This is a genomic window from Weissella cibaria KACC 11862 (genome assembly GCF_000193635.1).
Lineage (GTDB): Bacteria > Bacillota > Bacilli > Lactobacillales > Lactobacillaceae > Weissella > Weissella cibaria.
This window is the reverse complement of record NZ_AEKT01000019.1, coordinates 57,359-82,646: the sequence shown is the minus strand read 5'-3', so window position 1 is coordinate 82,646 and position 25,288 is coordinate 57,359. Positions and strand designations below refer to the sequence as shown.

At 45.3% G+C, this 25,288-nt stretch carries 25 protein-coding genes and 1 tRNA gene; 22 read left to right on the top strand and 4 right to left on the bottom strand.

Annotated elements, in window-relative coordinates; all coding sequences use genetic code 11:
- Nucleotides 1-38 precede the first annotated feature (38 nt).
- A complete protein-coding gene (locus ESE_RS0103730) occupies nucleotides 39-368 on the bottom strand; it encodes an ArsR/SmtB family transcription factor (protein WP_010371446.1) in 330 nt (109 codons plus the stop codon).
- 144 nt (nucleotides 369-512) lie between these two features.
- Between ESE_RS0103730 and ESE_RS0103725 the strand changes: the two genes are divergently transcribed.
- The 6 genes from ESE_RS0103725 to ESE_RS0103700 all read left to right on the top strand — a co-directional run bounded on the left by ESE_RS0103725 (nucleotide 513) and on the right by ESE_RS0103700 (nucleotide 7,917).
- Nucleotides 513-1,130, top strand: a complete 618-nt coding sequence (locus ESE_RS0103725) for a hypothetical protein (protein WP_010371445.1) — start codon at nucleotides 513-515, stop codon at nucleotides 1,128-1,130.
- Nucleotides 1,131-1,168: 38 nt separating this feature from the next.
- Complete coding sequence (locus tag ESE_RS0103720) at nucleotides 1,169-2,575, top strand: FAD-dependent oxidoreductase (protein ID WP_010371430.1); 1,407 nt, start codon at nucleotides 1,169-1,171, stop codon at nucleotides 2,573-2,575.
- A 389-nt stretch (nucleotides 2,576-2,964) separates the two neighbouring features.
- Nucleotides 2,965-4,044: a BMP family lipoprotein gene (locus tag ESE_RS0103715; RefSeq protein ID WP_010371428.1), complete on the top strand. Its 1,080-nt coding sequence runs from the start codon at nucleotides 2,965-2,967 to the stop codon at nucleotides 4,042-4,044.
- Nucleotides 4,045-4,266: 222 nt separating this feature from the next.
- Complete coding sequence (locus ESE_RS0103710) at nucleotides 4,267-5,817, top strand: ABC transporter ATP-binding protein (RefSeq protein ID WP_010371425.1); 1,551 nt, start codon at nucleotides 4,267-4,269, stop codon at nucleotides 5,815-5,817.
- A 4-nt stretch (nucleotides 5,818-5,821) separates the two neighbouring features.
- Complete coding sequence (locus ESE_RS0103705) at nucleotides 5,822-6,958, top strand: ABC transporter permease (RefSeq protein ID WP_010371423.1); 1,137 nt, start codon at nucleotides 5,822-5,824, stop codon at nucleotides 6,956-6,958.
- Nucleotides 6,959-6,960: 2 nt separating this feature from the next.
- Complete coding sequence (locus tag ESE_RS0103700; RefSeq protein ID WP_010371413.1) at nucleotides 6,961-7,917, top strand: ABC transporter permease; 957 nt, start codon at nucleotides 6,961-6,963, stop codon at nucleotides 7,915-7,917.
- Between the two features lie 58 nt (nucleotides 7,918-7,975).
- Here the strand turns inward: ESE_RS0103700 and ESE_RS0103695 are convergent, their stop codons facing one another.
- Nucleotides 7,976-9,340: a UDP-N-acetylmuramoyl-tripeptide--D-alanyl-D-alanine ligase gene (locus tag ESE_RS0103695; RefSeq protein WP_010371411.1), complete on the bottom strand. Its 1,365-nt coding sequence runs from the start codon at nucleotides 9,338-9,340 to the stop codon at nucleotides 7,976-7,978.
- A 151-nt stretch (nucleotides 9,341-9,491) separates the two neighbouring features.
- Between ESE_RS0103695 and mreB the strand changes: the two genes are divergently transcribed.
- The 4 genes from mreB (at nucleotide 9,492) to proC (ending at nucleotide 12,829) form a co-directional block, all read left to right on the top strand.
- Nucleotides 9,492-10,481, top strand: coding sequence for a rod shape-determining protein (gene mreB / locus ESE_RS0103690; protein ID WP_010371409.1), 990 nt, complete (start codon nucleotides 9,492-9,494; stop codon nucleotides 10,479-10,481).
- A 2-nt stretch (nucleotides 10,482-10,483) separates the two neighbouring features.
- The gene (locus ESE_RS0103685) at nucleotides 10,484-10,693 is read left to right on the top strand and encodes a DUF2969 domain-containing protein (RefSeq protein WP_010371407.1); all 210 of its coding nucleotides are present in this window, start codon (nucleotides 10,484-10,486) and stop codon (nucleotides 10,691-10,693) included.
- A 21-nt stretch (nucleotides 10,694-10,714) separates the two neighbouring features.
- Nucleotides 10,715-11,905, top strand: a complete 1,191-nt coding sequence (locus ESE_RS0103680; protein WP_010371405.1) for an FtsW/RodA/SpoVE family cell cycle protein — start codon at nucleotides 10,715-10,717, stop codon at nucleotides 11,903-11,905.
- 132 nt (nucleotides 11,906-12,037) lie between these two features.
- Complete coding sequence (gene proC, locus ESE_RS0103675) at nucleotides 12,038-12,829, top strand: pyrroline-5-carboxylate reductase (protein WP_010371402.1); 792 nt, start codon at nucleotides 12,038-12,040, stop codon at nucleotides 12,827-12,829.
- 94 nt (nucleotides 12,830-12,923) lie between these two features.
- Here proC and ESE_RS0103670 read toward each other — a convergent pair whose 3' ends face one another.
- The gene (locus tag ESE_RS0103670; protein ID WP_010371399.1) at nucleotides 12,924-13,172 is read right to left on the bottom strand and encodes a hypothetical protein; all 249 of its coding nucleotides are present in this window, start codon (nucleotides 13,170-13,172) and stop codon (nucleotides 12,924-12,926) included.
- A gap of 114 nt (nucleotides 13,173-13,286) precedes the next feature.
- Here ESE_RS0103670 and ESE_RS11830 point away from each other — a divergent pair, with 114 nt between their 5' ends.
- From ESE_RS11830 to ESE_RS0103645, 5 genes are all read left to right on the top strand, one after another.
- Nucleotides 13,287-14,036 carry a hypothetical protein gene (locus ESE_RS11830; protein WP_010371396.1) on the top strand — a complete coding sequence of 250 codons (750 nt, stop codon included), beginning with the start codon at nucleotides 13,287-13,289 and terminating at the stop codon, nucleotides 14,034-14,036.
- A gap of 76 nt (nucleotides 14,037-14,112) precedes the next feature.
- Nucleotides 14,113-14,184, top strand: a tRNA-Glu gene (locus ESE_RS0103660).
- A gap of 115 nt (nucleotides 14,185-14,299) precedes the next feature.
- Entirely contained in the window at nucleotides 14,300-15,103 is an 804-nt protein-coding gene (locus ESE_RS0103655) for an HAD hydrolase family protein (protein WP_010371394.1), read from the top strand.
- 65 nt (nucleotides 15,104-15,168) lie between these two features.
- Nucleotides 15,169-15,669: a methylated-DNA--[protein]-cysteine S-methyltransferase gene (locus ESE_RS0103650; protein WP_010371392.1), complete on the top strand. Its 501-nt coding sequence runs from the start codon at nucleotides 15,169-15,171 to the stop codon at nucleotides 15,667-15,669.
- 17 nt (nucleotides 15,670-15,686) lie between these two features.
- On the top strand, nucleotides 15,687-16,505 hold the full coding sequence (locus ESE_RS0103645; protein ID WP_229103710.1) for an HAD hydrolase family protein: 819 nt from the start codon (nucleotides 15,687-15,689) through the stop codon (nucleotides 16,503-16,505).
- 58 nt (nucleotides 16,506-16,563) lie between these two features.
- On the opposite strand, the gene ESE_RS0103640 is transcribed toward ESE_RS0103645, so the two are convergent.
- A complete protein-coding gene (locus tag ESE_RS0103640; RefSeq protein ID WP_010371388.1) occupies nucleotides 16,564-17,211 on the bottom strand; it encodes a TetR/AcrR family transcriptional regulator in 648 nt (215 codons plus the stop codon).
- A 149-nt stretch (nucleotides 17,212-17,360) separates the two neighbouring features.
- Here ESE_RS0103640 and ESE_RS0103635 point away from each other — a divergent pair, with 149 nt between their 5' ends.
- The 7 genes from ESE_RS0103635 (at nucleotide 17,361) to ESE_RS0103605 (ending at nucleotide 25,234) form a co-directional block, all read left to right on the top strand.
- On the top strand, nucleotides 17,361-19,340 hold the full coding sequence (locus tag ESE_RS0103635; protein WP_010371381.1) for an ABC transporter ATP-binding protein/permease: 1,980 nt from the start codon (nucleotides 17,361-17,363) through the stop codon (nucleotides 19,338-19,340).
- A gap of 172 nt (nucleotides 19,341-19,512) precedes the next feature.
- Entirely contained in the window at nucleotides 19,513-20,688 is a 1,176-nt protein-coding gene (gene nagA / locus ESE_RS0103630) for an N-acetylglucosamine-6-phosphate deacetylase (RefSeq protein ID WP_010371377.1), read from the top strand.
- A gap of 3 nt (nucleotides 20,689-20,691) precedes the next feature.
- Complete coding sequence (locus ESE_RS0103625; RefSeq protein ID WP_010371375.1) at nucleotides 20,692-21,393, top strand: GntR family transcriptional regulator; 702 nt, start codon at nucleotides 20,692-20,694, stop codon at nucleotides 21,391-21,393.
- A gap of 126 nt (nucleotides 21,394-21,519) precedes the next feature.
- Nucleotides 21,520-22,020 carry a DUF1097 domain-containing protein gene (locus ESE_RS0103620; protein ID WP_010371372.1) on the top strand — a complete coding sequence of 167 codons (501 nt, stop codon included), beginning with the start codon at nucleotides 21,520-21,522 and terminating at the stop codon, nucleotides 22,018-22,020.
- 237 nt (nucleotides 22,021-22,257) lie between these two features.
- Nucleotides 22,258-22,869, top strand: coding sequence for a 30S ribosomal protein S4 (gene rpsD, locus ESE_RS0103615; RefSeq protein WP_010371369.1), 612 nt, complete (start codon nucleotides 22,258-22,260; stop codon nucleotides 22,867-22,869).
- A gap of 149 nt (nucleotides 22,870-23,018) precedes the next feature.
- A complete protein-coding gene (locus ESE_RS0103610; RefSeq protein ID WP_010371358.1) occupies nucleotides 23,019-24,179 on the top strand; it encodes an MFS transporter in 1,161 nt (386 codons plus the stop codon).
- A 110-nt stretch (nucleotides 24,180-24,289) separates the two neighbouring features.
- The gene (locus ESE_RS0103605) at nucleotides 24,290-25,234 is read left to right on the top strand and encodes a Dyp-type peroxidase (RefSeq protein ID WP_010371357.1); all 945 of its coding nucleotides are present in this window, start codon (nucleotides 24,290-24,292) and stop codon (nucleotides 25,232-25,234) included.
- Nucleotides 25,235-25,288: the final 54 nt, after the last annotated feature.

Genomic DNA, 25,288 nt, shown 5'->3' with positions numbered 1-25,288 from the left:
TCATAAATCACAAAAAAAGCGCAACCCATGGTTACGCTTTAAATGTCATTATGATTGCGGTGAAGGCGCACGTGATTAGCGTGATCAAGCAAATCTTGGAGCAATTCCATCATGTGCGGGTCGGTTAAAGCGTACGTGATAGTGCGGCCTTCGCGAGTGGCAGAAATCATTTGATATTCGCGTAAAGCTGACAATTGGTGTGACACCCGGGATTGTTCAGCGTGTAAGGCAGTCATGATTTCAGTGACAGTAGCAGCACCGTTTTCCTGCAATAGGCAAAGAATTTGCAGACGCAAATCATTGGCGAGGAGTTTGGCAATTTTGAGAGCCTCTTGCTCTTTTAAAAATATTTCTTCTGATAATTCCATACTTCATAGTTTACCGCATTCGTTCGTAAAAATGCACACATTAAAAGTAAGCGAAAGAAGCCGTTATGGTGGTTTTTGTTAAATAAACCCGCTATACTACCTTATAGTATGTTGAATTATAGTGAGATGAGGATTGTTTGAGTTATGGATGGCAATAACGAAAAGCTTGTTTTGCTGGAGCACTTGCGCCAGCTGAATGATACGCTTACCCGATTGTCAGCACGGCGCCGACGGCTGCGTGCTGAACGTCGCGTTCGTTTGGGCCAACTCAAGAATACAGTGACGTTTATTCTCTCATTCGTGTTGACGGCGCTTGCAGCTGTTTTGGCATTTTTTGGCTTGCCATTCTTGCCGATTGATAAGATTATAGCCTATGTTGTGGGAACTGCGGTGGCGTTCTTTACGACGCTGTACTTATTGATTTATTACTCAATTTTGAATCGTGATCGTTTTTCACGACAGAAGTGGGTAAAAAAGCGGTTACAACCGGTTAACACGAAAATTTCACGCATGGATACAGAAATTCGGTCATTATTATCAGCGTCATTTTTGGACGCGATACCATTGGATGCACGCTTGATTGATAAGCAATTATTGGCAGAAGCGCACGAGATGGTTGTGGCTGAACCTGAAATTTCATGGGTTGAGATTGAACGTCGCTTGGATACGCAATTGATGTTGCAACGTACACGTCGTCAATCATTGTTTGCGTCAGAGTGGTTCCGATTGTTTGGGGCAAGTTTCCCCGAAAAGCGTGCTTAGTTAATAGGTAGAATTGGTTAAAAGGGAAGATATTAAGTATGAAAATTGTTGTGATTGGAGGGGCGCACGCTGGCTTATCGGCCGTCAATGCGTTCCGTCAAGTGAATGAAACAGATGAAGTTGTCATCTTAGAAAAGAATTTACGCGAACGACCATTTATTTCGGCGGGTATCAAGTTGGCGTTGAATGGACGCGTGACAAGTGCTGAACAAGTAAATTTCGAGCATTTTGAGGGTCAACCCAATACAACGTATCGCTCAGGCGTTTTGGTTGAACGAGTTGATGCTGCAGCCAAGAAGGTTTATGCCCGTACCATTGATAACGGATCGATTATCGAGGAATCATATGATAAGTTGATTTATGCCTTGGGATCATCAGCACGCGTACCATCATTTGTGGGGGCTGATTTGGACCGGGTTGTCTTCGTGAAGGACGAGCAAGATGCTGTGGACATCAATAAGTTTGCTAAGGGCTTCCGCAAGCGGGCCCTGGTTTACGGTGGTGGACCAGTTTCACCTGAATTGGCGGCCGCTTTGGCGCATTCAGGTGTTCATGTCACATTTGTGACCCGTTCAAAGCGTTTGATGACGCGCTATTTTGACCAAGCCATTCAAGAAGATTTGGAAAAGACGTTGACTGATAACAAGGTCGTCTTGCGTAAGGGCCAAGAAGTGGTTTCAGTTGATAATCAAGGGAAGAAGATTGAAGTTAACTTTAACAATGGCACGTCAGAAGTGTTCGACTTCATGGCCATTGCAGCCGGGTTGCAGCCTAACACGATGTTGTTAGCTGGTCAGGTTGATATGCGTGAAAACGGCGCGATTGTAGTCGACGACACGATGAAGTCATCAAACCCTGATATTTACGCTATCGGCGATTCAGCTGTGGTTGATGGTAAGTTTGATCAATACTTCCCGTTGATGTCCGCTGCGTTGAAGATGGGCCGCGTGGCAGGTTATGCGGTGGCAGGTTTGGATGTTAAAATTCAACCAATTTTGCGTACGATTGGATTCTCGATTTTTGATCGTTTCTTCTATAAGACGGGATTGACTGTTGAAGCAGCGAAGGAACGTATTGGTGACCACATCGAGCGTCCCGATATTCACACGCCCGCCACGATTCATGCCTTGGGTGAACAAACGGACATTGTGGCATCGTTGATTTATGACTATGAGTCAGGCATCGTGTATGGCGCACAAATTTCAACGAACGCACCAGCGGCAGCTGAAGTGATTACGACATTGTCACACGCCGTTTCTTCAGGGTTAACGGTTACAGAATTAGCATTCCTGGACACGTACTTCGAATCAGAAATCAATTTGCCATACTCAGTGGCAAACCGATTGGGCGAGATGGGTGTAATCGCTGAAGCCAAGCGTGCGGCCGGTAAAGCGATCGATCGTAACACCGTTGATGGTGACGATAACTTGAATGGATTTCAGTAAAGTGAACTTTAAATAGTATTAACGATAAAAAGCTATCTCGTGTTGTATTTACGCGAGATAGCTTTTTTGTCATTAAACTGTAAAGAAAAAATTGTGACGAAAATACGCCATTTAACCAATGGATAATTTAAAAGTAAAACGTTTTTACTAAAAACGTTTTATTGTTTTTAGACGTTATTGTTCGTTTATTGGGGCTATAATAGGTCTAAAATATAGTAAAACGTTTAACTTTTCAGGGTGTAAACGAACGAAATTCACACTTTATTCATTGTTTTTATTAAAAGAACCTTATATACTAATCACAGCAAGTTAGGTTAACAGTTAAACGTTTTGTTAACCAAGCGATTAAACTAGGAACATACAGTTTGTTACTTTGGAGGATATGAGAAATGGTTTCACGTCGTAATTTGATTATTGGTGGTGTCGTTGTTGTTGCTGCTGTGGGTATTGGGGCCGCAGTCGCCGGAAACAACGGATCAGATTCAAACAAGAAGAATTTCTCAGTAGCGATGGTTACTGACGTTGGTGGTGTCGACGATAAGTCATTTAACGAGTCAGCTTGGAATGGTGTGAAAGCTTGGGGAAAGTCACACGATTTGAAGAAGGGCGCAAATGGTTATGACTACTTTGCTTCAAAGACAAATGCTGATTTTGCAACGAACTTCCAACAAGGTGTATCAGCAAAGTACAGCATGTTGATTGGTGTGGGTTACGCGACGAATGATGCGTTGGTTGCATCAGCTAAGCAAAACCCAAAGACTGACTACGTGTTGGTCGACGATGTAGCATCAAAGCAATATAAGAACATCGCTTCATTGACGTTTAAGCAACAAGAAGCGTCATACCTAGCTGGTGTTGCTGCAGCAACGAAGGCTAAGGAGTTGGGTGACAGCAAGGTTGGGTTCATCGGTGGAATGAATTCAGCAGTCATTCAATCATTTGAGGCGGGTTACATCGCCGGTGTAAAGTCAGTTGACCCAAATATGAAGGTTGATGCCCAATTTGCGGAGTCATTTACTGATACGGCGAAGGCTAAGACAATCGCCAGCGCTATTTACACGTCAGGTGCGCACGTTATCTTCCAAGCTGCTGGTCCTGCGGGTAACGCGGTATTTACAGCTGCCAAGGACATTAATACGGGCTTGAATGCTGGTTCAAAGGACAAGGCTTGGGTCATTGGTGTTGATATGGATCAAAACGACCAAGGAAACTACAAGACAAAGGATGGCAAGAGCGACAACTTCACGTTGACGTCAGCAATTAAGGAAATTGCTAGCTCAATCGAAAAGGTTGCTAACCAATCAATGGACGGTAAGTTCCCTGGTGGTAAGACAACGACTTACGGTTTGAAGGATGGCGGTGTTGCAATCACAAAGAAGAACTTGGATGCTGAAGAGAAGTCTGCGGTTGAGAAGGCTGAAAAGGCAATTAAGTCTGGCGATGTGACTGTGCCAAGCACGATGAAGTAAAACGTTTAAAAAACGAACTTAAAACAGGACATTTAATTGAATGTCCTGTTTTTATGTATTGAAAAATTCTAGTTAATCGATTTTTGTATTACAACCATGTTAATAGACGAATAATAACGATTGCATAGACTAGAAAATTTAGTAAAAAGTAGGTAAAATATACCTATTACGTCATAGTCTTGATGAAGATGTGACGAGAAAAATGTCTGGGAGAAATGTGCTATGGCAGATCAGCCAATCGTGCTAGAAATGCGCGACATTGTGAAGCAATTTGGTGAATTCCGTGCGAATGATCAAATTAATTTGCAAGTGAAGCGAGGCCAAATTCATGCCTTGTTAGGGGAAAACGGAGCTGGAAAGTCAACGCTGATGAATCAATTGTCAGGGTTGCTACAACCGACTGCCGGCGATATTTTGATTAATGGTCAAAAGGTTATTGTTGATAGCCCTTCAAAAGCCGCTGAATTAGGAATTGGAATGGTGCACCAACACTTTATGTTGATTGATGCATTTACAGTTACAGAAAACATTATTTTGGGATCAGAACCCGTTAATGGGCTGAAGTTAAATACGAAAGCTGCCGCGACTGAAATTAAAAAGTTATCTGAACAATATGGGCTGGATGTTGATCCGAACGCCTTGGCAGGGGACATTTCGGTCGGTATGCAACAACGTGTAGAAATTTTGAAGACGTTGTACCGTGGCGCTGATATTTTGATTTTTGATGAGCCAACAGCCGTGTTGACGCCACAAGAAATTGATGAGTTGATGACAATTTTGAAGGGCTTGGCCGCTGAAGGTAAGTCAGTCATTTTGATTACGCACAAGCTTGATGAAATCAAGGCGGTGGCTGACCAAGTGACGGTTATTCGTCGGGGAAAGTCAATTGACTCATTCCCTGTTGCCGGTGTGTCATCACAAGAACTGGCTGATATCATGGTTGGTCGCTCAGTATCACTCTTCTCAACTGAAAAGGAGCCTGCTCACCCAACTGACACGATTTTGTCCGTGTCGGATTTGACGGTTAAGGACGCTCGTGGTGTTGAAGTTGTGAAAAACTTGAGTTTGGATTTCCGAGCTGGTGAAGTTGTGGGTATCGCGGGTATTGATGGTAACGGACAATCAGAATTTATTTCTGCTTTGACCGGATTGATGCCATCAGCATCGGGTAAGGTGACACTTAAGGGTAAGAATATTACCAATAAGAAGCCTCGCCAAATCACTGAAAGTGGTGTCGGCCACATTCCAGAAGACCGTCACCGTTTTGGGTTGGAATTGGATATGACGTTGGCTGAGAACATTGCCCTACAAACGTATTACAAGGCACCGATGTCGAAGGCGGGTGTGTTGGATTATGACAAAATCAACGCGCATGCTCGTGAGTTGATTGAAAAGTTTGACGTTCGTACGGTGAACGAATTAGTACCGGCTAGTGCTTTGTCTGGTGGTAACCAACAAAAGGCCATTATCGCGCGTGAGTTGGATCGTGATGCTGACTTCGTAATCGCAGCTCAGCCAACACGTGGTTTGGACGTTGGTGCAATTGAATATATTCACCAGCAACTCATTAATCAACGTGATGCTGGTAAAGCTGTCATGTTGGTTAGCTTTGAATTGGACGAAATTTTGAATGTCGCTGACCGCATCGCCGTTATTTCACATGGTGAGATTACAGGTGTCGTTGACGCAAATGAAACGTCAAAGAATGAGCTTGGATTGTTGATGGCAGGAATGTCATTGGCTGAAGCGCGTGCGCAATTAGCGGGGGAGTAGACTGGTGAATAAAATTAATTCATACGGTACAGGTCTCGTTGCAGGCCTGGCTGTCTTCTTTGGTTTGATGGTCGGTGCGATCATCATGTTGGTCTCTGGTTTTAATCCAGTGACTGGTTATGTGAGCTTGGTGCAATCAGCGCTCGGGTCATCATTGAATATCGGTGAAGTGTTGCGATCGATGACGCCGCTGATTCTAACGGCGGCCGGTTTCTTGGTTGCACAATCAGCCGGTTTCTTCAACATCGGACTTGCTGGTCAAGTTTGGGTTGGTTGGATTGCATCAACGTGGTTTGTGTTGGTTAACCAATCAATGACACCATGGCTGTCAATTCCGTTGGCAGTTATCATCGGGGCGCTCGCTGGTGCTTTGATGGGTGCCTTGCCAGGTTGGCTGCGAGCTCAGTTTGGTGCATCAGAAGTTATTACAACAATCATGTTGAACTACATTGCCTTATATGGTGGAAATGCCTTTGTGCAAGGGTTACCTAAGAAGTTGATGACGACAACTGATATGACGGTTACGTTGCCAACGGAGGATTCGCTACGTTGGGATTTGCTTGCGAACTTAACGGGTGGGTCTCGTTTGAACATTGGGTTTATCATTGCGATTGTGGCGCTGGTAGCCATTTGGTTCATTATGAAGCGGACAACGCTTGGTTTTGAAATCCGTGCAGTTGGGTTGAACCCCGATGCTGCTCGTTATGCGGGTATGTCAGCAAAGCGCACGGCAGTTACAGCCATGACGATTTCTGGCTTGTTAGCTGGGTTGGCTGGTGCAACTGAAGGTTTGGGAACGTACTTGAACATCTTCTCGCAAACTGGTGCACCACAAGTTGGATACGATGGTATGGCGGTTGCCTTGTTGGCATCAGGTTCGTTCTTGGGTATCTTCTTCGCTGCTTTGTTGTTCTCTATTTTGTCTGTTGGTGGATTAGGAATGCCATTGGCTTCAGGTGTCCCAACTGAATTGGTTTCTGTTGTGACAGCGTCAATTATCTTCTTTATCGGTGCGAACTACTTGATTCGTTTGATTTTGGTTAAGATCGATGAAGACGATGCAAAACAAAAAGCCAAGAAGTTGGCCGGCCCTCAGAAAAAGGGTCGTAACGACAAGAAGGTAGAGAAGGAGGCAGAGTAACCATGAGTTTGGAAACGATCTTGCAATTGGTGATTTCAAGTACGTTGGTTTACTCAGCGCCTTTGATTTTCACTGCATTAGGGGGTACGTTCTCAGAACGTGCTGGAGTTGTTAACGTTGGGCTAGAAGGAACCATGATTATGGGAGCTTTCGCCGGCGTTGTCTTTAATTTAACATTTGCAAGCCAATTTGGGGCTTTGACGCCATGGCTTGGTTTGATTGCTGGTGCAGTCATTGGTCTGATTTTCTCATTGCTACACGCGGTCGCAACGGTGACTTTGCGCGCTGACCACATTGTGTCAGGTACAGTGATGAATTTGATGGCCCCAGCCTTGGGTGTTTACTTGATTAAGTTGATGTACGGTAAGGGTCAAACATCAATGATTGCAGAAAACTTTGGTTACTGGAATGTACCTGGTTTGGCAAAGATTCCATTTATCGGCACAATCTTCTTCACGAAGACTTCTGCCACAGCGTGGGTTGCGATTATCGTAGCTTTTGTAGCTTCATGGGTATTGTTTAAGACCCGTTTTGGGTTGCGCTTGCGTTCAGTTGGTGAAAACCCACAAGCTGCAGATACGCTTGGCTTGAATGTTTATGCTTTGCGTTATACCGGTGTGCTGATTTCAGGTGTCCTTGGTGGAATTGGTGGGGCGTTGTTCGCCCAATCAATCGCGGGTAACTTTTCAGCATCAACGATTGTTGGACAAGGATTTATGTCAATGGCGGCCATGATTTTTGGTCGCTGGAATCCAGTTGGTGCCATGGCAGCTGCGTTGTTCTTCGGCTTCTCACAATCAATGGCAATCGTCGGTGCACAATTGCCACTATTGAACCAAGTGCCAGCAGTTTACCTACAAGTTGCGCCATACGTCTTCACGGTTTTGATTTTGGTTGTCTTCTTCGCCAAGTCAAAGGCCCCAGCGGCAGACGGTGTGAACTATATTAAGTCAGTCTAATGACAATAAAAAGCGATGCGACATTCGAATGTCTGCATCGCTTTTTTCTGTTGTTTGATTAGACCAAGGCAGTTACCACTTCTTCAAGGTGAATGCCATGTGACCCTTTCAGAAGGACGGCATCATCAGCCGTTAAATCAGCTTGAAGATCAGCAATCAGGGTTGCCTTGTCATCCTTGCTATAGCGTTTAACGGTACCAGCTGGGTAATTAACGCTCAAGACATCTTCGAGGCTCGCCATGATGTCACCCACGAGGTACACGTGTTGAATCGTGGCCGGATCAAGCTTTTCAGCAAGACTAGCGTGCAAGGCTGGGCCAGCTTCACCAAGTTCGAGCATATCACCCAAAACAGCAATACGTCGACCTGTGACAGGTGTCTCGGCAAAGAAGTGCAAGACCTCCTTGGCAGCGGTTGGATTTGAGTTGTAAACATCAGACAAAATCTTACCACCAAAATTACCAGCTAACCATTCAGTGCGGTTTTCAGTGATGGGGGCTTCTGCAAGTGCTTGTGCAATCTTGTCGTCTGAAATCCCCAACAAGATGCCGACTGAAATGGCGGCCAAGGCGTTAGAAACGTTGTAGCGACCCGTCAATGGAATGTGGTAAGTCATCGCTGATTTATCCGTTTGGAAGGTGGCACCGACGGGATTCATAGCAATTGTTGACGCATACAAATCATTATCAGGATTAAGGCCAAAAGTTGCAGTATGCAAGAATGCGTGTTGACCAGCGCGTTCGCGGAGTAATGGTTCGTCGCCGTTGTACACGAGGACGCCGTTCGGTTGCAGGCCGGCAATGATTTCCATCTTACCGTCGGCGATGCGTTCGCGAGTTTTGAAGAATTCAATGTGGGCTTCACCAATCATCGTTAAGACAGCGATGTCGGGGTGAACCATTTCAGATAGGAAGGTTAGGTCACCAGGACGATCCATACCGAATTCGATGACTAACAATTCGGTATCCGCAGGCATCGATAGGATGGTCGTTGGGACGCCAATTTCGTTATTGAAGTTGGCTGGTGTTTTGACAGTTTTGAATGTTGAAGCACCAATTGCGGCAACGAAATCTTTTGTCGTTGTCTTACCGTTTGAACCTGAAATCGCAACAACTTTTGGTTGAACTTGCTTCAAGTAGTAGACGGCTAATTGTTGGAAGGCCACGAGCGTATCGGCAACAACCAATGTTGGCACGTCAGTTGGTACATTAGGGTGGTCAGCTTGCCATAAGGTAACTGTGGCACCATTAGCAACAGCGCTAGCAACGTAATCGTGACCATCATTTGCAGCAACAAGGGGGACGAATAAACTACCGGCTTCAGCTTTACGTGAATCGAATGTGGTGCTGGTAACAGCGACATCGGCCGCGTTGATAATTTCCGCGTTGATGGCCGTTGCCATTTCTTGCAATGTCAGTTTCATAGGTAATAATGTCCTTTATTTTTTGTCACCCCTATTTTACGCTGGAAAGCAAACTGGGGTCAATTTAAGGCGGATTTTGTTGTATACTATTAAAGATACATATTTAAGAATTAAAGCGAGTATGCGCAAGTAAAATAAGAGGTGGAAAATCATGGCCAAGGAAATCGGCGTTGATTTAGGAACGGCAAATGTCCTAATTTATGTTGAGGGTGAAGGAATCGTCCTTAACGAACCTTCTGTTGTCGCAATTGATACCAAAACAGATAAGGTTTTGGCTGTGGGAACTGAAGCCTACCAAATGGTTGGTCGTACGCCAGGTAACATTCGCGCAGTTCGTCCATTGAAGGATGGTGTTATTTCAGACTTCGATATGACGGAAGCGATGTTGTCATACTTTATGTCAAAGTTGAACGCAAAGGGCATCATGTCACGACCAAACATTATGGTGTGCGCCCCAACGAATATCACAGAAATTGAACGTAAGGCGATTATCGGGGCTGCCGAAAAGTCTGGTGGTGGTAAGGTCTACCTAGAGTACGAGCCAAAGGTTGCGGCGGTTGGTGCTGGTTTGGATATCTTCTCACCAATTGCGTCAATGGTTATCGACATGGGTGGTGGTACGTCTGATATTGCCGTGTTGTCACTTGGCGATATTGTGGCATCTGAATCAATTCGAGTTGCCGGTGATAAGATGAACGCAGATATTGCCAACATGGTTAAGCGTGACCACGGTTTGCAAATCGGTGAGCGTACAGCTGAAACAATTAAGATTAAGATTGGAACGGCAACACCATTAGACGAGCCAGAAGAGATGGAAGTCCGTGGACGTGATAACTTCTCAGGTATGCCACGTACAATTACGTTGAATGCTAATGAAGTTGAGGCGGCGATGCACGATGCATTGGCGCAAATCGTCGATGCGGCGCACCAAGTATTGGCCCGCATTCAACCAGAATTAGCTTCTGATATCATTGATCGTGGTATCGTGCTAACTGGTGGTGGTGCCCTACTACGCGGGATGGATAAGTTGATTTCAGATCACTTAGGTGTGCCCGTTATGATTTCAGAAAGCCCATTGGATAATGTTGCCAAGGGTGCTGGAAAGTTGCTAGAACACATGCACGGATCACAAGGGAAGTAATTATGTCACGGAATAATAAGCCAGTTTCAGTAGAAATTAACGATATGGGAGATAACCTCTCAGAAGTAAAGATTAACAAGGTTCGTTTGGGAACGATTGATGAATCAACGACACCATTGACGGTGCGTTTTTCTGATAACCGTTCAGTAACGGCTAAGGACTTTGATGATGCAATGGAAATGTTGATTGCAGAATTCAATTTGCACCACTAATTGCAGGTTAAGAGGTAAAACATGATCAAACGCTTTTTTGCACACGAAGGTGAGGTCGATTGGTCGATCATCTTCGTTGTCATGATGCTAGCGTTGATTGGTTTGGCATCCTTATATGTGGCGGGAACACACGATACAGTTGGTGTGAACGTGACGCGAATGGTAATTATGCAGGCGGCCTACTATTTTGCAGGTATTGTAGTCGTCATGATTATTATGCGCTTTGACTCGGAACAGCTATGGCGAGTAGCACCTTACATCTTTGGATTTGGTGTTTTCTTGATGTTGGCCGTGTTGGTGTTTTATTCACGTGCGTATTATGCAAGGACTGGTGGTATGTGGTTCGCCTTTGGACCGTTAACTTTTCAACCAGCTGAATTTATGAAGCCGGCCTTCATCGTGATGTTGGCCCGCGCTATTTCGCAACACAATCTAAACAATCCAGTTCACGATTGGCGTTCAGATAAGATGTTGCTGTTAAAAATCATTGCTTGGTCGGCACCGGTTGTTGTTTTGGTGCTTGCCCAACACGACTTTGGAACCATGATGGTGTTCTTGGCAATCGTTTTTGGTATGACGCTTGTATCTGGTTTGAGTTGGAAAATCCTTGGACCAATTATGGGGGTTGCCGGGGCACTGGGAACGACAGCAATTCTGTTCGTTACCCAAACCTGGGGACGCCATATTCTGGAAAAGGTGGGATTTGAAGCTTACCAGTTTGCGCGTGTCGATGCTTGGTTGAAGCCATCTGGTGATACATCAAACAGTGCGTACCAGTTGTGGCAATCAATGAAAGCAATTGGTTCGGGTGGTTTGAGTGGTACAGGTTTCAACGTATCACACGTGGCTGTGCCAGTGCGTGAATCTGATATGATTTTCTCGGTTATTGGAGAAAACTTCGGTTTCGTAGGTAGTATCTTGTTATTGATTTTGTACTTCTTGTTGATTTACCAAATCTTCCAAGTTGTTTACGATACGTCAAATCAATTCTATGCTTATATTGCAGCTGGCGTTGTGATGATGCTACTCTTCCACATTTTCGAAAATATTGGGATGAACATTGGATTGGTACCATTGACGGGTATTCCATTGCCATTCATTTCGCAAGGTGGTTCGGCGTTAGTCGGAAATATGATTGGCATCGGTCTGATAATGTCGATGCGCTATCATAACCGGTCATTCTCATTATCAGAACGACAAGGTTTCTCATAGAGTCAATAATAAAGGTCTGGCAATTGCTAGACCTTTTTCTTTATCCGAAATTTTAAAACTATTTTGAGCCGGTGCGAGTGATTTGGCTATGTTATGATATGACTAATAACAATGTGATAAATGAGGTGTGAGATGTTAACAATCGGTTTTATTGGCGCAGGTAATATGGCCAAAGCGATGATGCAAGGCTGGTCAGGCAATGCAGATATTCGTCAAGTAGTTTATTCACCTAATTCCGGTGCCCAAGTGGCTGCGGAATTAGGCTTGGAAGCGAAGCAGTCGGCCTTGGATGTCTGGGCTGAATCAGATATGGTCGTGTTGGCTATGCCACCTGCGCAGCTTGAAGCTGTCGCAAAAGAGTTGCAACTTGGGATTATGATGAAGCCAAGTGTGATTGTGGCATCTGTGTTGGGTGGTGTGTCATTGGCAACCTTGCATGCAGCCTTTGGTGAGCACGTTATGGTCGCACGCACGTTACCAAATGTGAATGTGGCATTGAAGTATGGCTACACAGCGTTGGCATTTGATACGGATATGGATCAAGATGTGAAGGGCGCAATCGCAGCGTTGTTCCTGGAGTTGGGTCGGACAGACGAATTGCCAGAAGAACAGTTTGGCGCTGTTAGCGCATTAGCAGGTTCGGGACCAGCCTTTGTTGCAGCATTTGCGGAAGCGATGACGCAAGCGGGGATTCAGGCAGGTATCGCGCCGGATACAGCCGCGCGTTTGGCAGAACAAACAGTTGTTGGTACGGCTCGTCACATGGGTGATTTAAAGAAGGACCCCATGACCTTGGCCCATGAAGTGATGACACCGGGCGGTTCTACAGCTGCTGGTTGGGAAGCACTTGAACAAGGCAACTTAAATGGTTTGGTGGCTGACGCCATTCAAGCAACTATGAAAAAGAATGCCGAGTTTGAATAAAACAAAAAGAGCGAGATGAATGGCGTTATGGTAAGGATTTGCCTTTCGGAACACGCTTAAAAGCCGCAACTTCAGATGAGGTTGCGGCTTTGTTTTACTTGAAACGACGCTTTAAGATGCGAGTGCCAATAATACCAATGATTAATAGCGCTAGCGTTAAATAATTTTGCCAGGCATTATCACGAATAGTTGTGACAAACGTTAATTCATTGCCAGTTGTATGCTTATAAATCGCATTAATGATACTGGCGAGAAAACGTAATAGTGCAACAACGACTCCGATAGCCGTCAACGTTTCAAAGAATAGCAGTAGCTTCGGATGAGCTAATTGTTTAGTTGTCATATTGTTTATCCTCTTGTCTATTTCATTATACGTGAAGAACCGGTAAGTTTAAATCAAGGTGGGGTTAAGCCTGAACAGCTAAACTTTTAGTAACCAAATGAAGGGGGCTACCAAATGTTTGTACAACCAATTAATGCAAAGTATTGGCTTGCAGGTTTGTCAGTGGAAAAAGACGGTGTCATGTATGAGGCGAAGATAGCGTTTAAAGGTGGTGAACCGGCACGACAAGCGATTGCTGAGCACGGCAATTTGGCCGAAGTGCAAATGCAGTATTGGTTTGACTGGATCTTTCGTGAGTTTTCAGAAAAGCGACCAATGTCGACTTTGAATCGATTCAATGCAGGTGAACTGTCGATTCATGAGGTGTCGCCTCAATTTCGGACGGTCTTAGCAGCGGCAACATATGGGGAGCAGATGACTAATCAGTTATATGCTGCTGGTGAAATGCCAAATTATCATCCGGGTGCATTAGTGCAGGGGTGGGCAGTTGAACAGGCGTTTGAACAACATTTACGGCCGTTGTTGGCGCTACCTGAAGTCGCAGCTGTCTCGTTGGAAGGTGGCGGTATGCGTCGCGTTGAGACAAAGCCGGAGGATCCAGATTGGTTTTGGACGTTCGAAGTTTTTGATAAGACGGATGATGTCGATCCTTATCTAGAAGTACCAATTCATTCGGGGGCCATTGCAACGCATGAATTAATCGATGGGGTAGCGGCAGTGATGTTGCCAGATTTAACGGATGCGGCAATTTGGGTGACGGCTCTGTCACAATTTGAAGATTGTGATCAACTATCGACAATTACAGTACCAGGGCGGGGTGTTTTAGTTATCAATAAAACGGCACGTACATGGGGTGAAAATTAATTTAAAAAAAGGGTTGCCAAGAGATGATTATCCTGGTAATATATATTATGTTGTTGAGGCAACGAAGCGACATAATGGCTCATTGGTCAAGCGGTTAAGACTCCGGTTTTTCACACCGGCATCCAGGGTTCGACTCCCTGATGAGCTATACTGATTAAAAAGGCGATTGCGAAAGCAATCGCCTTTTTTGTACTTTTGGGTATCTATCCCCAAATACCTTTGATACACTGTAAGTGACAAATGATAAGTAGAGGTGAACATAGATGACACGATTGTACGTAACTGACTTAGATCAAACTTTCCTACACGAGGATAAGACGTTTGATGCTGATCGTTTTACGACTATTTTGGATAAGTTGGATGCGCAAGGCGACCAATTTGCCATTGCTACTGGGCGAGAAGCGAAGTGGGTGCGCACAAAGTTTGGGGCTTTAGCTGACCGTGTTCATCTGGTGACCAATAACGGTGCTGCATGGCACGTGCGTGGGACGGAAACGACGACTTTGCGCACGATTGACCCAGCCACACTAACTGAGTTGGAACAAATTTTGGTAGATGTTTCACCAAAGGACGGTATTATTGCCTTTTCTGCGGACAGCATGTACCGCTTAAATGGGTATGGCGAGCTACGTGCTGACTTGCAAGACTATATGACACAGGTCTATGGTCAAATTCATATGGTTGATCACTTGCGCGACATCCCCCAACCATTGGCTAGCGTGACGGCGATTTTTGATGTTGTCCATTCAAATGAGGCGATTGCCCGTATTCAAGCGACAACATTGTCTTTGCACCCAACGACGTCAGGCTATGGGGCGGTTGATATTTTAGCAGCAGGTGTCAATAAAGCGACTAGTCTATCAGCGATGATTGCCGAATTACAATTAGCGCCTGAAGATTTGACGGTCTTTGGGGATGGTATGAATGACTTGGAAATGATGCAGTTGGCGGGCGAAGTGTACATTATGCCGAATTCAGATGAACGTCTCTTTGGCCGCGGCTACCGTGAGGCACTATTTGATAATGAGCATGATGGTGTCTTGGCAACGCTGGAAACAATTATTTAACTGATTATAGGAGCGAGCGCAGGTTCGCTCCTTTTTGCTAAACTTATGCGTAGGGGGATTAGCTGATGATTAATTATGAAAGTTATCCATTGTTAAATGGCACAATTACGCTATTTTATTCACCAATGGGCGTGCAATTTGTCTCGTTGGCCGATGACCCAGTTGCTGAATATCAATCTTGGTATCCAACCGGTCAGCCAACGTCGGCAACCAAGCAGCGCTATGCCAATCTGGTGGCTGCGTATTTAGCAGGACGGGCCTTACCACCATATCAAGTGGATTGGCAATCGCATGGCACCGATTTACAACGGCAAGTTTGGCAATACTTGCAAACTATTCCGACAGGTACGACGATGAGTTATCAAGCGTTGGCCACGGCGATTGGGCGACCTAATGCTGTCCGGGCCATTGCCACAGCGGTTGCGAAAAATCCATTACTGATTTTAGGCGCTTGTCATCGCATCGTCCGTCAAGATGGCACGTTGGGAAATTATCGGGCCGGCGTGACTTGGAAGCAAAACTTACTCGCATTTGAACACCAACTTCAAAATTCTATGTTAGATTAATTTTTGAGTGAGGTGACATGATGAAGCAAACAAAATTTGTGGCAACTGATTTAGATGGTACGCTTTTAAATGATCAGAAACGATTTAATCGGGATTTATTTGCGCAGGTCCTAAAAGCATATGAAGCAACGGGCGGGGAATTCATCGTGGCGAGTGGTCGCGATTTAAAACACGTCCAAATGTTATTTGGTGGTTTCTTAGACCGGGTGAATATTGTGGCGGATAACGGCGCAACAATTCTTTCTGCTGACGGTCAGATTCAAGAACGACACATGATGACGCAAGAACAATTAAGTAGTCTACAACACGAAATCGATCGTATGTCAGTTAAACCGCATGGTGGTATCCTAGTGTTCAGTCCGGATGAGTTATTAGTCGTCCGCGATTATGGGGCCATCCCAAGTGGTTTTTTAACGATGATGGCTAGCTTATATGGGCAGCCACGCTTTGTGGATTCGTTAATGCAAGTCGACGTACCGGTCATGAAGGTGACGGTGTTTTGGACGCTAGCTGAAAGCGAAACATTTGTGACCCAAGTCCGCCAAAATCAGACCGATGTGCATGCAACGACACCCGGAAATGGTGTCGTGGATGTCATGGCGCCAGGTGTTAATAAAGCGGCCAGCCTCCAGCAATTATTGGAGACACTTGGTGGTACGCCATCGGAATTAGCTGTCTTTGGGGATGGTATGAACGATTTAGAAATGCTGGCAATCGCAGGGCAACCAATTATTATGCCTAATGCTGATAAGCGATTATTCGCGTATGATTATGCCATCGCTGTCGCTGACAATAATCACGACGGTGTGTTGCAAACTTGGCAAGAACTAATATGAGTGTAGAAAAATAAGGCTGGGACAGAAGTTTCTGTCTCAGCCTTAAAAGCCTTTTGTCTCACTCTCTATTTTGTTGGCGAATTTGGTCTAGTTGGGCGCGCTTGTCAACGTTGATATAACCCATTAAGCCGTAGAAAAAGAGTTGTTCAAGTTGCTGATCGATTGTTTTGATATCGATTTCACCCTGAGCAAGAGCGATGGTTTTTTGACGATCGTACGACATGAACATATCGATGTATACGCGAATAGCAGCGGTGCTGACGTCAGCATTGAAGAAGCCTTCAGACCGTCCTTGTTCAATAATGGTCGTAAAAAAAGTATCTCGGCGTGTGTCAGCAACTGCCCGAATGTGTGCATCATCTGTCTCAAGCAAGGTAATCATTTCTGGGCCGTATGTGGTGGCGATTTTCTTTTGGGCAGTGGCCGTGAGTGTGGCAAAAGCCTTTATCTTATCTAAAATCGTTAGATCAGGTGAATCTGCAATCGCCATGATACGGTCAAAAAGGTTATTGAGTTCATCGTTAGCAATTTCCCGGACAAGGGTATCCTTACTATCGAAATACTTGTAGAAGGTCACCACTGAAACACCGGCATCAGCTGCGATACTTTTTAAGTCAGTATTGTGAATGCCGTTCTCACGGAACAAAGCCGTAGCGCTCGCGATTAATTGTTGTTTCGTGAGCGCTTTTTTGGTTTCTCGGTTCATGATGTACCTCCTTGATTTAATTTTAATATACCACAAAAAGTTTAATCAGCAAGTGTTATATTAAAGTTTTCTTGACGTGGGTATGGGGTGGCGGTACACTTATATTTAACTTAATGAAAATATGAATATGAAAGGCCGGAGGAAGAACAATGGCATTTTTGGAATTACAAAATATCCGCAAGTCATACTTTTTGGGTAAAGAAGAGTTCCCTGTTTTGAAGGGAATTGACTTGGACTTTGAATTGGGCGAGTTTGTTTCAATTCTTGGTGAATCAGGTGGCGGTAAGTCGACTCTGATGAATATCATTGGTGGTTTGGATCGTGAATTTGAGGGTCAAGTTACCATTGACGGTCAAGTTTTGGACCACAAAAAAGAAAAGCAACTCGATGCTTACCGTCGGGGGACGATTGGTTACATCTACCAAGCCTACAATTTGATTAGTCACTTGACGGTTTTGGAAAATGTATTGGTCTCATTAGAGATGACGACGTTGAGTCAAAAGGAGAAAGTGGCCCGCGCAACTGAACTACTGACAAAGGTTGGTTTGCAAGAACAAATTAAGAAGCACCCTAACCAATTGTCAGGTGGACAAAAGCAACGTGTGGCAATTGCCCGTGCGTTGGCATCAGACCCTAAGGTGATTATTGCTGATGAGCCAACGGGTGCGTTGGACGGTAAAAACACGGCTGAAGTTTTGGAAATCCTAGAAGACATTGCCAAGGATGGTAAGTTGGTTATCGCGGTAACGCACTCACAAGATGTGGCGAACCACGGGACACGAATTGTTCATTTGGCAGATGGTCAAATTGATGACGACCAACGTTTGCGACCAGCATTCGAACTTCCAGCCGATGATACGCGTTTAGCTGACCGACCATTGCCAGCGTCAGCGTCATTCCGCAATGCGTTTAAGCACTTAACGTATAACTTCTGGCGTAATTCGTTGATTATGATTGGAACGGCAATTGGTTTGTTTGCGGTGATGCTGTTTACCGGGTTAGGAAATGGTGTTAAGGCCTACATTAATGACCAGGTCAATTCTTTGGCTAATCCAACGGCGGTAACGGTTGCCCGTCATCAAGGTGATAACGGCGGCGTTGGTCAAACTTCTGGGGCCACAGCCGGCGTTGACATGGATAAGACGACGATTTCAGATGACCAAATCAAGAAGATTAAGGCCAACAAGTACGTGAAGACGTTGCAAAAGGGTTATCAAGCCGGTAACGTGCAAGCAACATTGGATGGTAAGGCTTACTCACTTGGCACAGTGCAAACGTGGTCAGCAACTTATCAAAAGAAGTTGATCAAGGCTGGTCATGTGCCGGGCAAGAACGAAATCTTGGTCGACAAGAAGACGGTTGCGAAGAAGTTCAATACCAAGGATTGGCAATCAGTTGTTGGTAAGACGATGACGGTTAAGTGGATGACAGTTAAGTCAGACGGAATGACACCAGTTGAGATTAACAAGACATTCAAGGTTGCAGGTGTTATCGATGCTGGCCAAGCCGGTACAGCTAACGTGACAACGGCCGGCACCATCGAAGATGCCTACAAGGAAGCTGGTGCGGATACGCGTGCGTTGTTCGTGACGGTTCGTGTGAAGCATACCGATGATGTGAAGGCCTTCCAAAAGGCAGTCAACAAGATGAAGGATGCAGATGGCAAGCGTTTGTACCAAGCGGTAACGGTTGGTTCAATCTTGGATACGATTAACACGATTGTGTCATTGGCAACAAATGTGTTGGCAGCGATTGCGGCCATCTCATTGATTGTGTCAGCCTTGATGATTATTGTGACGATGTTCATGTCCGTTTCAGAACGAACGAAGGAAATTGGTATCTTGCGTGCTTTGGGTGAAAGCAAGAAGGACGTTCGTAACTTGTTCACGTCAGAATCATTGTTGATTGGATTGGCAAGTTTCATTTTGGCAGTGATTTTGGCATTCGGTATTGGGGCTGGGTTGAACAGTGCCCTTTACCAAATCGCGAAGTTTGATATGATTCAAATCTCATTGGGCAATGTCGTGATGACATTGATCTTAGCTTTGGTCATTTCATTCTTGGCAGCTTTGTTGCCAGCTCGTCGTGCAGCAAAGTTGAACCCAATTGATGCTTTGTCAGCAGATTAATAGTTAACTTTAAAAGCCACCATCCCCAGTCGATGTACAGGGGATGGTGGCTTTTAACTGTCACTGGAAAAAGTGACCTAGACCGTGTAAACTTGTAAGCGATAAGAACATGATAGAGACGGCTAATTACCGCCTGTACCAATTTAGTATTTCACTTAAAGGGGAGTTAATCATGAGCACAGTTTTGACCCACGCAACCATCTATACCGGGGAACAAGAAAATCCAGTTATCAAGGATGCTTACATCCGTTTTGATAAGCAAATTGAAGCAATGGGGCCAATGGCTGAATTGGTTTTGACGGCAACGGATGACGTTGTCCGGGCCGATCGTAAAGTTATTGTACCTGGCTTTATTGATGTCCACACGCACGGTGCCTATGGATTTGATACCATGGACGGTGTGACAGAAGATATCGTTAAGATGGTGCATGGGCAAATTTCAGAGGGAATTACGGCTGTTTTCCCAACAACCATGACCCAATCAGTTGAGAATATTTCAAAGTCGATGACGGCTGTTAATGAGGCGGCTCAACAAGAACCAGCAATTGTTGGTGTGCACTTGGAAGGACCATTCATCAACCCGCACTTTAAGGGGGCTCAACCAGAAGAACACATTATTGCGCCAAGTATTGACTTGGTGAAGCGCTGGCATGAATTGTCAGGTAACCGTGTTCGTTTGATTACGTATGCACCCGAACAAGCAGCGGACGTTCGGGCCTTCGAAGATTATTTGGCAGATAACAACATCATTGGTTCAGTGGGTCACTCAAATGCAACCCGTGATTTCTTACAGCACAATTCAAAGGCGAGCCACATTACCCACCTATATAATGCACAACGGCCAATGTCACACCGTGAACCAGGAGTTACAGGCCACGCGATGTTAGAAGACAACATTCGCACGGAGTTGATTGTCGATGGGTTCCACGTCTATCCAGATATGGTCAACGTCGCTTACAAGCTTAAGACGGCTAACCGGATTGATTTGATTACTGATTCAATGCGTGCCAAGGGACTTGGGGATGGTGAATCAGAATTGGGTGGCCAGAAGGTTTGGGTTAAGGATAAGCAAGCCCGTTTGGCTGACGGAACATTGGCTGGTTCTGTGCTTGAGTTTGATGACGCCTTCCGCAACATCATGGCCTTCACCGGTGCATCGATTGAAGAAGCTATCCAAATGGCCTCAGTTAACCAAGCTGTCGAGTTTGGGCTTGATACAAAGGGAACGTTGCGGATTGGCAAAGACGCTGACTTGAACGTCTTTAGCGCTGATTTGTCAGCGTTGGAAGCAACTTATAGTCTAGGACGTCATTTCTCAAAGGCGGACGCACCGACTGCGGAGGCATAATGTATGGCAGCACCTGTTTACATTCAAATTCATGACGAAATTCATGAAGCTATTGAAGCTGGGCGCTGGGTCCCAGGAGATAAAATCCCGGCTGAACGTGAATTAGCTGAACAATTCGGTGTCTCACGCATGACCTTGCGCCAAGCAGTCATGATGTTAGTCGACGAAGGCATTCTGGAACGACGTGTCGGATCAGGAACCTATGTCGCAGAACGTAAAGTGCAAGAACAGTTGAACGGTGTGACGTCATTTACCGAAATGATGGCGGCGGCCGGTAAGGTTGCCACGTCACGTACGATTTCTTTCCACATTGGGAAAGCATCTAATTCAGAACAAGAACAACTGCAATTAGGTGACGACGATCAAGTGTTACGTATGGAACGTGTGCGTTATGGTAATGACGAACCAATTGCATTTGAAGTTGCTTCAATTCCGGCTAGTCTGGTTGATGGGTTGGCTCGTGAAAGTTTGACCAATTCTTTGTACCGCACATTGTCGGAACAACGGGGCTTACGGATTGGGCATGCACAACAAACCGTGACGGCTGCTGCCGTCACGGAGCGGGTCGCTGAATACCTAGCTATCAAGCGTGGTGACCCAGTTTTGGTCATGCGCCAATTGACATTTGATACAGCTGGTAAGCCGTTTGAATATGTTCGTACCCAATATGTTGGGTCAAGATTTGAGTTCTTTTTGGAAAAATAATCACAAGGAAAACGCCTATATATAGGCGTTTTTTTGAGTTAGAACTAAAATTTGCACAAGCAGTTGAAAGGTGTATAATAAATTTTGGTTTTATAAAAGTTTACTTTTTGTAAGGAGAATTGAGAGATGCATAAGTTAAATCCAACGATTGCATTGGCATTATTTGTCGCAGCGATTCCATCATTATGGGCGGTCGTTGCACCCTTTATTGGCGTAACTGTTGGCGCCGCAACGTTGATTGTTGGGGGCTTCTTTGTAGCCTCTGGTAATGACCCAAAGAACAAGTGGCGTTTGTTGTTTGGTATGTGGCTTGGTATTCCGTGGGGGATGATGGCTGTCACCTTCCCAGGTTTGACGGGCTGGCCCAAGTTGACGTTGTACGTAACGTTGTTCGTACTTGGCGGCCTGGCAGTCTTGATTTCATCAATGCCAGGGATTCGTAACTGGGTTGACACAGCCGCATGGCTAACTGGTTGGGCCATTTCAATCGTTATCTTAAGCTTGAATGGTGGCCCAGCGAAGTTTGGCACGATGCCGTTGCAAATTGCTGGGGCGATGCTTGCGGGTATCTTTATCGTCGGTGTTCTTGGCCGTGTCTTGGTTGACGCGCTCTCAAAGCAAAATTAAAGAGATGAAGTAAGGAAGAACAGCTTGTAACTGTCCTTCCTTTTTGTTAAACTATTGGAAGTGTTGAAAACTGCAGCGGATTGTCCGCAAGCTCGTCAACAATTTACCGACCCGTTTCAATTATGGCGGAGAACACACCAGTACCCGCGCTGCAGCGGTGAAAGTTTGGGTGAATTGCACGAATGTGAGGCAATTCTCTAGAATTCAACAATAATAAAATTCTGGAGGACATTTAATATGTCACGTTATACTGGACCTAAGTTCCGTGTTTCACGTCGTTTGGGTGTTTCTTTGTCAGGTACTGGTAAGGAAATTGCTCGTCGTAACTACGCCCCTGGAGATCACGGTGCCGGCCGTCGTGCAAAGATCTCTGATTACGGTATGCAATTGGCTGAAAAGCAAAAGGTACGTTTCACGTACGGTTTGACTGAGCGCCAATTCCACAACTTGTTTAACAAGGCTGGCAAGATCCGTAAGGGTACTCACGGTGAAAACTTCATCGTATTGTTGGAGCGTCGTTTGGACAACATTGTTTACCGTTTGGGCTTGGCCTCAACGCGTCAACAAGCACGTCAATTGGTTAACCACGGCCACATCTTGGTTGATGGTAAGCGTGTTGACATTCCTTCATACGAAGTTACTGTAGGTCAAGAGATCTCAGTTCGTGAGAAGTCACAAAAGAACGTTTACATCCAAGCTTCATTGGAAGCACAAGCTGGAACGTTGCCATTCGTTGAGTTCAACAAGGACGAGATGAAGGGTTCATTGGTTCGCTTGCCAGAGCGTTCAGAATTGGACCACGATTACAACGAAAACCTTATCGTTGAATACTACAACAAGTTGGGATAATTTTAATTATTTCGGACTTGTTGTTCACAAAGAAGCACAGGACTTATGTCTTGTGCTTTTTTGGTGCAGTCGTAAAGAATCATATAGTGGAAACACTAGCGTACAACGTTGAAATACGTTAAAGTGGTTACTTTATGTGAGGTGTTGAGATGAGTAATTATTATAAAATTGCGATAGCGTTGGCGGTGTCGACCTTCGCAATAGGGACAACCGAATTTGTGCCAGTGGGTATGCTAACTGATATTGCGCAGGACATGCATGTATCAACGGGAATGATTGGTTTACTGGTCACGGGTTACGCGATTGCCCAGGCAATGGGCGCACCTATTGCAACTAGCTTTGTCGGGCGAATTGCAAGACGACAATTGTTTGCTTGGTTGATGATGGCCTTTGCAGTGTTGAATTTGTTATCAGCAATCGCACCAACTTATGGCATTTTGCTGGGGACACGTGCTTTAACGGCTATTGTGCATGGCGTATTTTTTGCTACGGCATCGGTGTATTTGACCAAGCTAGCGCCAGTTGGTAAAAAAGGTGAAGCGGCTTCCTGGCTATTCGGTGGTTTGACGGTAGCAACAGTCTTCGGGGTGCCGTTTGGGACCTATTTGGGTGAAGCGGTTGGTTGGCGTGCCACGTTTGCCGTCGTTGGTTTGTTGGGTGTCTTTGGGTGGCTTGGGGTACTAACACAAGTGCCTAAAACAGCTGCACCGCTAGTGACCGATAATCAATTAGCGGGGATTATTACGGTGATTCGTCATCCGAAAATTTCGTTAACATTATTAATGGCCACACTAGGATTTGGATCATCATTTGTGCTATACACCTATATCCGGCCGTATTTGCAACAGGTGACGGGTGTTAGTACCGCAGGTGTTGTCGGAGTCTTGGTCCTATATGGTGCTTTTGTGACCGTCGGAAACGTGATTGGTGGTCGGTTAGCGAATCGCCAAGCGCTAGGAGTTGTCGCTGGTATTCTGGTTGCGCAAATTGTCGTGCAATTACTACAGCTGCTACTTTTACCACGGCCAGGTTGGTATCTGGTAGGAATTGCGTTACTTGGGCTAGTGGCTTTCATGGGAAATGCTTCGCTACAAAGTCGTATTATTATGACGACGACCGAGTTAGCGCCGGCACATACTGATGTTGCATCTGCATTAAACGTGTCAGCGTTGAATTTTGGCATTGCTGGTGGATCGTTTGTCGGCAATGCGGTGATGAGCTATGCTGGTTTGCAGATGTTGCCATTAGTCGGGGCCGTAATCGGTGGGGTGGCTCTTTTAGTCGTTGTCTTATTACGCCGTATTAACTGATTTCTTTGAAACGGACATTTCGATTTGAAGTGTCCGTTTTTTCTGATATCCAAAAATCTTCGCATATTAGGTCTATACTAAAATTAGATTTTTTGCGGGGGGACAAAATTATGGCAGTAGAACCAGTCAAAGCACAGGACGTTTGGAAGGACGTCGGGAAGAACGTGTCGTTCGTCGTGTTAAAGTTGCGACGAGAGAACTTAGCAAGTGACCAGGCGGCCATTGCAGAATTTGCAGATCGTTCGCAAGCGATTATCCGCTCAATGCACATTCGGGCGGCTGATGACCAATTAAAGGTGTCAATTGGGTTCAGTCGCACGGCATGGGATTATTTATTCCCAAGTGTACCGGTGCCCAAGCAGTTGGAAACTTATACCACATTGCAGGGACCAAAGTACAACATGCCGGCGTCTGAAGGTGATATCTTTTTGCACGTACGCGCCGGTTCTGAGGCGACGGTTTATGAAGTTGTTCGCCAATTGATGGTCTTTTTAGAGCCGATTGCAACGGTAGTTGATGAAACAAAAGGCTTCCGTTACTTTGAAGGGCGTGCCATTATCGGCTTTATTGATGGGACGGAAGCGCCGGGAGAATATGATGCGGCAGACTATGCTTTGGTCGGGGATGAAGACCCGGAGTATGAGAATGGGTCGTATGCTTTTGCGCAAAAGTGGTTACACGATATGGACTTCTGGGGCAAGCTGAAGACTGAGGAACAGGAAAAGGCCGTTGGTCGTCATAAATTTGATGATTTGGAACTTGAAGATGATGAGAAGTTCCATAACGCACACAATGTTGCCGCTAAAGTTGAAATTGATGGTGAGGAACAAAAGATTGTGCGGATGAATGTGCCATTCTCAGATCCAGCCAGCGGCAAAACAGGGACGTACTTTATTGGCTATTCACGATACTGGTCAGTTACCAAAGCGATGTTACAACAGATGGTGGATATGTCTGACTACTTATTAACATTCTCAACTATTCAGTCCGGTCAACTATTCTTCGTGCCATCACGAGATAAGCTGGCTGAGATTGCAGATGGTGAATTATTTTAATTTCTAACGGTTTTGACGCTTGAGTTGGCGGCAAAACCGTTTTTTTTTGTGGAT

Coding starts and splice junctions, on each gene's coding strand:
- ESE_RS0103730 (WP_010371446.1), bottom strand. CDS start 368: ATGGAATTATCAGAAGAAATATTTTTAAAAGAGCAAGAGGCTCTCAAA.
- ESE_RS0103725 (WP_010371445.1), top strand. CDS start 513: ATGGATGGCAATAACGAAAAGCTTGTTTTGCTGGAGCACTTGCGCCAG.
- ESE_RS0103720 (WP_010371430.1), top strand. CDS start 1,169: ATGAAAATTGTTGTGATTGGAGGGGCGCACGCTGGCTTATCGGCCGTC.
- ESE_RS0103715 (WP_010371428.1), top strand. CDS start 2,965: ATGGTTTCACGTCGTAATTTGATTATTGGTGGTGTCGTTGTTGTTGCT.
- ESE_RS0103710 (WP_010371425.1), top strand. CDS start 4,267: ATGGCAGATCAGCCAATCGTGCTAGAAATGCGCGACATTGTGAAGCAA.
- ESE_RS0103700 (WP_010371413.1), top strand. CDS start 6,961: ATGAGTTTGGAAACGATCTTGCAATTGGTGATTTCAAGTACGTTGGTT.
- ESE_RS0103695 (WP_010371411.1), bottom strand. CDS start 9,340: ATGAAACTGACATTGCAAGAAATGGCAACGGCCATCAACGCGGAAATT.
- mreB (WP_010371409.1), top strand. CDS start 9,492: ATGGCCAAGGAAATCGGCGTTGATTTAGGAACGGCAAATGTCCTAATT.
- ESE_RS0103685 (WP_010371407.1), top strand. CDS start 10,484: ATGTCACGGAATAATAAGCCAGTTTCAGTAGAAATTAACGATATGGGA.
- ESE_RS0103680 (WP_010371405.1), top strand. CDS start 10,715: ATGATCAAACGCTTTTTTGCACACGAAGGTGAGGTCGATTGGTCGATC.
- proC (WP_010371402.1), top strand. CDS start 12,038: ATGTTAACAATCGGTTTTATTGGCGCAGGTAATATGGCCAAAGCGATG.
- ESE_RS0103670 (WP_010371399.1), bottom strand. CDS start 13,172: ATGACAACTAAACAATTAGCTCATCCGAAGCTACTGCTATTCTTTGAA.
- ESE_RS11830 (WP_010371396.1), top strand. CDS start 13,287: ATGTTTGTACAACCAATTAATGCAAAGTATTGGCTTGCAGGTTTGTCA.
- ESE_RS0103655 (WP_010371394.1), top strand. CDS start 14,300: ATGACACGATTGTACGTAACTGACTTAGATCAAACTTTCCTACACGAG.
- ESE_RS0103650 (WP_010371392.1), top strand. CDS start 15,169: ATGATTAATTATGAAAGTTATCCATTGTTAAATGGCACAATTACGCTA.
- ESE_RS0103645 (WP_229103710.1), top strand. CDS start 15,687: ATGATGAAGCAAACAAAATTTGTGGCAACTGATTTAGATGGTACGCTT.
- ESE_RS0103640 (WP_010371388.1), bottom strand. CDS start 17,211: ATGAACCGAGAAACCAAAAAAGCGCTCACGAAACAACAATTAATCGCG.
- ESE_RS0103635 (WP_010371381.1), top strand. CDS start 17,361: ATGGCATTTTTGGAATTACAAAATATCCGCAAGTCATACTTTTTGGGT.
- nagA (WP_010371377.1), top strand. CDS start 19,513: ATGAGCACAGTTTTGACCCACGCAACCATCTATACCGGGGAACAAGAA.
- ESE_RS0103625 (WP_010371375.1), top strand. CDS start 20,692: ATGGCAGCACCTGTTTACATTCAAATTCATGACGAAATTCATGAAGCT.
- ESE_RS0103620 (WP_010371372.1), top strand. CDS start 21,520: ATGCATAAGTTAAATCCAACGATTGCATTGGCATTATTTGTCGCAGCG.
- rpsD (WP_010371369.1), top strand. CDS start 22,258: ATGTCACGTTATACTGGACCTAAGTTCCGTGTTTCACGTCGTTTGGGT.
- ESE_RS0103610 (WP_010371358.1), top strand. CDS start 23,019: ATGAGTAATTATTATAAAATTGCGATAGCGTTGGCGGTGTCGACCTTC.
- ESE_RS0103605 (WP_010371357.1), top strand. CDS start 24,290: ATGGCAGTAGAACCAGTCAAAGCACAGGACGTTTGGAAGGACGTCGGG.